A 6,324-nucleotide genomic window follows, 5' to 3' on the forward strand; every position below is an offset into this window, starting at 1 on the left:
CGGGTCCACACCGCTCTCCACCAGCGGGAGCAGCTTCGCCGCCTGCGCGGGCAGCGCGCTCTCGGTGCGGGCGGACAGCACCCACGGCGCGGTGGCGGTCACGGTGACCGGCTCGACGCGCTCGACGTGCTCGGGCGCCTGCTCCAGCACCACGTGCGAGTTGGTGCCGCTGATGCCGAACGAGGACACGCCCGCCCGGCGCGGGCGGCCGACCTCCGGCCACGGCACGGCCTCGGTCGGCAGCGCGACGTTGCCCGCGTCCCAGTCCACGTGCGTGGAGGGCTGGTCGACGTGCAGGGTCTTGGGGACGACGCCGTGCCGCATGGCCAGCACCATCTTGATCACGCCGGCGACACCGGCGGCGGCCTGCGTGTGGCCGAGGTTGGACTTCACCGAGCCCAGCCACAGGGGCTCCTCGCGGTCCTGGCCGTAGGTGGCCAGCAACGCCTGCGCCTCGATCGGGTCACCCAACGTCGTACCCGTGCCGTGCGCCTCCACCGCGTCCACCTCGAACGGGGCAAGACCCGCATTGGCCAACGCCTGCCGGATCACCCGCTGCTGCGACGGACCGTTCGGCGCGGTCAGGCCGTTCGACGCACCGTCCTGGTTCACCGCAGAGCCCTTGACCAGGGCCAGCACCGGGTGCCCGTTGCGGCGCGCGTCGGACAGGCGCTCCAGCACCAGCACGCCGACGCCCTCGCCCCAGCCCGTGCCGTCGGCGGCGTCCGCGAACGGCTTGCACCGGCCGTCCGGGGCCAGGCCGCGCTGGCGCGAGAACTCCACGAACGTCTCGGGCGTGGCCATCACGGTCACGCCGCCCGCGAGCGCCAGCGAGCACTCGCCGGACCGCAGCGCCTGCGCCGCCAGGTGGATCGCCACCAGCGACGACGAGCACGCGGTGTCCACCGACACCGCCGGGCCCTCGAAGCCGAACGTGTAGGACACGCGGCCGGACACCACGCCGCCGGAGCTGTGGCCGGTCACGTAGTCGTGGTACATCACGCCGGCGAACACGCCGGTCGGGCTGCCCTTCAGGGCGGCCGGGTCGATGCCCGCCCGCTCGAACGCCTCCCACGAGGTCTCCAGCAGCACGCGCTGCTGCGGGTCCATGATCACGGCCTCGCGCGGGCTGATGCCGAAGAAGCCGGGGTCGAACAGCGCGGCGTCGTCCAGGAAGCCGCCCTCGGCCACGTAGGTGGTGTCGGGCCGGCGGGACTCGGGGTCGTGCAGCTTGGCCACGTTCCAGCCGCGGTCGACCGGGAACGCGCCGATGGCGTCGCGGCCCTCGGTCAGCAGCTCCCACAGGTCCTCCGGCGACCGCACCCCGCCGGGGTAGCGGCACGCCATGGCCACGATCGCGATCGGGTCGTCGTCGGCGCGCTTGGTCGCGACGACGGCCTTGGCGGTGGCGCCCGAGCCGGACAGCTCGGTCAGCAGGTGCTCGACCAGCACCAGCGGCGTCGGGTAGTCGAACACCAGCGTGGCGGGCAGCCGCAGGCCGGTCGCGGCGTTGAGGCCGTTGCGCAGCTCCACGGCGGTCAGCGAGTCGAACCCGAGGTCCTGGAAGGCCCGCGCGGGGTCGACGTCGTCGGGCGAGCCGTGCCCGAGGACGGCCGCGACCCTGGCGCGCACCAGGGACAGCACCTCGGTGTGCCGCTCCTCCTGGGGCAGCCCGGCCAGCCGGCCCGCCAGCTCGGAGGTGTCGGCGGCGGCGCTCGCGGCGGCGGCGCGCTTGGCGGGGCGGCGGACCAGGCCGTCGAACGCGAGGGGCGCGTTGTCGCCCAGCGCCCGCAGCGCGCGCAGGTCCAGCCGGGCCGCGACCACGGCCGCCGCGTCGGCGGACACGGCCGCGTCGAACAGCGCCACGCCCTCCTCCGCGGTCAGCGGCAGCACGCCGTTGCGGGACATGCGGGCCTTGTCGCCCGCGTCGAGCGTGCCGGTCATGGCGCTCTCGAGGTCCCACAGGCCCCAGGCGATCGAGGTCGCGGGCAGCCCGTTCGCCCGGCGGCGGGCGGCGAGCGCGTCGAGGTAGGCGTTGGCGGCGGCGTAGTTGCCCTGGCCCGGCGCGCCCAGCACACCGGACATGGAGGAGAACACCACGAACGCCGACAGGTCGGAGGTCAGCTCGTGCAGGTTCCAGGCCGCGTCGACCTTGGGCCGCAGCACCGCGTCCACGCGGGCCGGGTCCAGCGCGGTGACCACGCCGTCGTCCAGCACGCCCGCGACGTGGACCACCGCGGACACCTCGACGCCGGCCAGCACCGCGGCCAGCGAGTTCCGGTCGGCCGCGTCGCAGGCGACCAGCGACACCCGCGCGCCGGCGGCCTCCAGCTCCGCGACCAGCTCCGGGCCGCCCTCGGCGGCGATGCCGCGGCGGCTGAGCAGCAGCAGGTCCCGCACGCCGCGCTCGGCCACCAGGTGCCGGGACACGATGCGGCCGATGGTGCCGGTCGCGCCGGTCACCACGACCGCGCCGCCGCCGAAGCCCACCTGCTCCGCGCCGTCGGCGGCGGTGGCCAGGCGGGCGGCGGTCACCGAGTCGCCGCGGACGAGGAGCTGCGGTTCGCCGGAGGCCAGCGCGACCGGCAGCGCCCGCGCCAGGTCGGCGCCCTCGATGTCCAGCAGGGTGACCAGGTCCGGGTTCTCGGCCTGCGCGGAGCGCACCAGGCCCCACACGGCCGCGCCCGCCAGGTCGGTGACGTCGTCGCCGACCGCTCCCCCGGTCACCACGACCAGGCGCGAGGCGGCGAACCGCGATTCGGTCAGCCAGGTCTGGAGCACGCCCAGCACGCGGTGCACCTGCGCCCGGACGGACCCCGGGTCCTCGCCGCCCTCCACGGGCAGCACCACGACCGCGGGCACGTCGCCGTCGCCCAGGGCGTCCCACTCGGTCCACGACACCTCGGGCAGGTCCAGCGAGGCGGTGTCCACGGGCTTCCAGCCCAGCACGCGCAGCGGGCTGCGCCCGGCGGCGACCGGGCGCTGGTCGGCGGTCGGCCGCAGCACCAGCGACTCGACCGCGGCCACCGGCGCGCCGGTCGGGTCGGCCACCTCGACGGCCACGCCGCCGGCGCCCGCCGGGGACAGCCGGACGCGCAGCGCGGCGGCGCCGGTGGCGTGCACGGCCACCCCGGTCCAGGAGAACGGCAGGCCGCGGTGCTCGTCCAGGCCGCTCAGGCCCAGCGCGTGCAGGGCGGCGTCCAGCGCGGCCGGGTGCAGGCCGAAGCGCTCGGCGTCGTCCGCGTCGGGCAGCGCCACCTCGGCGAACAGCTCGTCGCCCCGCCGCCACGCGGCGCGCAGGCCGCGGAACGCGGGGCCGTAGTCCAGGCCGCCCTCGGCGAGCCGGTCGTACAGGCCGTCCAGCGCCAGGGGCTCCGCGTCGGCGGGCGGCCACTGGGCCAGGTCGAAGCCGGCGCGCGGGCGGCCCGCGACGAGCCGGCCGGTGGCGTGCGTGGTCCACGGCGCGTCGGCGCCGCCGTCCTCGTCGCGGGAGTACACCTCGAACGACCGCACGCCGCGCGCGTCGGGCGCGCCGACCACGATCTGGAGCTGCACCGCGCCCTGCTCGGGCAGCACCAGCGGGGTGGCGAGGGTCAGCTCGTCCACCACGCCGCAGCCGACGTCCTCGCCCACTCGGGCGGCCAGCTCGACGAAACCGGTGCCGGGGAAGAACACCGAGCCGCCCACGCGGTGGTCGCCCAGCCACGGGTGCGACCGCAGCGACAGCCGACCGGTGAACACCGCGCCGTCGGAGTTGGCCAGCGTCATGGCCGCGCCCAGCAGCGGGTGGTCGGTGGCGTCCAGGCCGGCCGAGGTCACGTCGCCCGCGGACGAGGCGGACTCGATCCAGTACCGCTCGCGCTGGAACGCGTAGGTCGGCAGCTCCACGCGGTGCGTGGCGCGCCCGGCGAACACGGCGGCCCAGTCGATCGGCTCACCGGCGACGTGCGCCTGCGCCAGGGCGGTGACCAGGGCGGTGACCTCGTCGCGGTCGCGGCGCTGGGTGGCCACGAGCGCGGCGGAGTCGACCGAGTGCTGCGCCATGCCGGTCAGCACGCCGTCCGGGCCGACCTCGACGAACCGCGAGACGCCCTGGGAGGCCAGGAACGTCACGCCGTCGTGGAAGCGCACGGCCTCGCGGACGTGCCGGACCCAGTAGTCGGCCGTGGCGAGTTCCGCGGAGGCGAGCGCGCCGGTCACGGTCGACACGACCGCCAGGGCGGGCTGGTGGAACGCGATGCCCGAGACGACCGCGTGGAAGTCCGCCAGCATCGGCTCCATCAGCGGCGAGTGGAAGGCGTGCGAGACGGCGAGCCGCTTCATGCGACGGCCCTCCAGCTCGGCCGCCACCTCCTCGATCGCCTCGGCCGCACCGGACAGCACCACCGACGTGGGGCCGTTGACCGCCGCGAGACCCACCCGCTCGCCCAGGAACGGCAGGACTTCCTCTTCGGTGGCCTCCACGGCGAGCATCGCGCCGCCGCTCGGCAACGCCTGCATCAGCCGACCGCGCGCGGCGACGAGCTTGCAGGCGTCCTCCAGCGAGAACACCCCCGCCACGTGCGCCGCCGCGATCTCACCGATCGAGTGACCCGCCAGGAAGTCCGGCTTCACGCCCCACGACTCCAGCAGGCGGAACAGCGAGACCTCGAACGCGAACAGGGCGGGCTGGCTGAACGCGGTCTGGTTCAGCAGCTCCTGGTCGTCGCCGAAGACGACGTCCTTCAGCGACCGACCCAGCTCGACGTCCATCAGGGCGCAGATCCCGTCGAACGCCTCCGCGAAGACCGGGAACCCGGCGTGCAGGCGGCGGCCCATGCCGACCCGCTGCGAACCCTGGCCGGTGAACAGGAAAGCCGACCGACCACCGCCTGCCACGCCGCGCACCACGGCCGCCCCGTGCTCGCGCAGCTGCGCGAGCGCGTCGGCGGTGTCGGTGGCCAGCACCACGGCCCGGTGCTCCATCGGGGCGCGCGTGGTCGCCAGCGCGGCGGCCACGTCCACCACCGACGCGGAGGCGTCCAGCGCCTCGGCGAGCCGCTCCTCCTGGGCCGCGAGGCCGGCGGCCGTGCGGCCGGAGACCAGCCACGGCACGGGCGCGCCCTCGGGCCAGCCGGCGCCCTCGGCGGGCTCGGCGGCGGGCTCCGCCTGCTCCAGGATGACGTGGCCGTTGGTGCCGCTCACGCCGAACGCCGACACCGCCGCCCGCCGGGGCCGGTCCAGCTCCGGCCACGGGCGGGTCTCGGTCAGCAGCTCGATGTGCCCGGACGACCAGTCCACGTGCGTGGACGGCGTGCCCACGTGCAGGGACTGGGGCAGCACGCCGTGCCGGATCGCCATGACGGCCTTGATCACGCCGCTGACCGCCGCAGACGCCTGCGCGTGGCCGATGTTGGACTTGATCGACCCCAGCCACAGCGGGCGGTCGGCCGAGCGCTCGCGGCCGTAGGTGGCCAGCAGCGCCTGCGCCTCGATCGGGTCGCCCAGCGTGGTGCCCGTGCCGTGCGCCTCGACCAGGTCCACCTCGGTGGACGCCAGGCCCGCGTTGGCCAGCGCCTGGAGGATCACCCGCTGCTGCGACGGCCCGTTGGGCGCGGTCAGGCCGTTGGACGCGCCGTCCTGGTTGAGGGCGGAGCCCCGCACCACGGCCAGCACCTCGTGGCCGTTGCGGCGCGCGTCGGACAGCCGCTCCAGCAGGATCAGGCCGACGCCCTCGCCCCAGCCGGTGCCGTCGGCGTCCTCGGAGAACGGCTTGCACCGGCCGTCCGGGGCCAGGCCGCGCTGGCGGGAGAACGCGACGAACGCGCCCGGCGTGGACATGACCGTCACGCCGCCCGCGAGCGCCAGCGAGCACTCGCGCTGGCGCAGCGCCTGGGCGGCCAGGTGGATCGCCACCAGCGCCGACGAGCACGCGGTGTTGATCGTGAGCGAGGGGCCTTCCAGGCCGAGGGCGTAGGACACCCGGCCGGAGATCACCGCCGAGGTGCTGCCGGTGCTCATGTAGGCCTCGACGGCCTCGGGCAGGTCGGTCAGCCGGTCCCAGTAGTCCTGGCCGCCACAGCCGACGTAGACGCCGACGGGCTTGCCGCGCAGCGCGTCCGGGTTGATGCCGGCGCGCTCCACGGCCTCGTAGGCGGTCTCCAGCACGATCCGCTGCTGCGGGTCCATGGCCAGCGCCTCGCGCGGGCTGATGCCGAAGAACCCGGCGTCGAAGTCGGCCACGTCGTGGACGAAGCCGCCCTGGTGCACGTAGCTCGACCCGGCGCGGTCCGGGTCGCTGTCGAACAGCGCGGAGGTGTCCCAGCCGCGGTCGGTCGGGAAGTA

At 75.8% G+C, this 6,324-nt stretch carries 1 protein-coding gene; it reads right to left on the reverse strand.

From position 1 onward, the window contains the following. The coding region (locus tag ACFV4N_RS37865; RefSeq protein WP_499677494.1) for an SDR family NAD(P)-dependent oxidoreductase at window positions 1–6,324 on the reverse strand (6,324 nt) is incomplete at both ends.

The sequence above is a fragment of the Actinosynnema sp. NPDC059797 genome (assembly GCF_042732085.1).
Classification (GTDB): domain Bacteria; phylum Actinomycetota; class Actinomycetes; order Mycobacteriales; family Pseudonocardiaceae; genus Actinosynnema.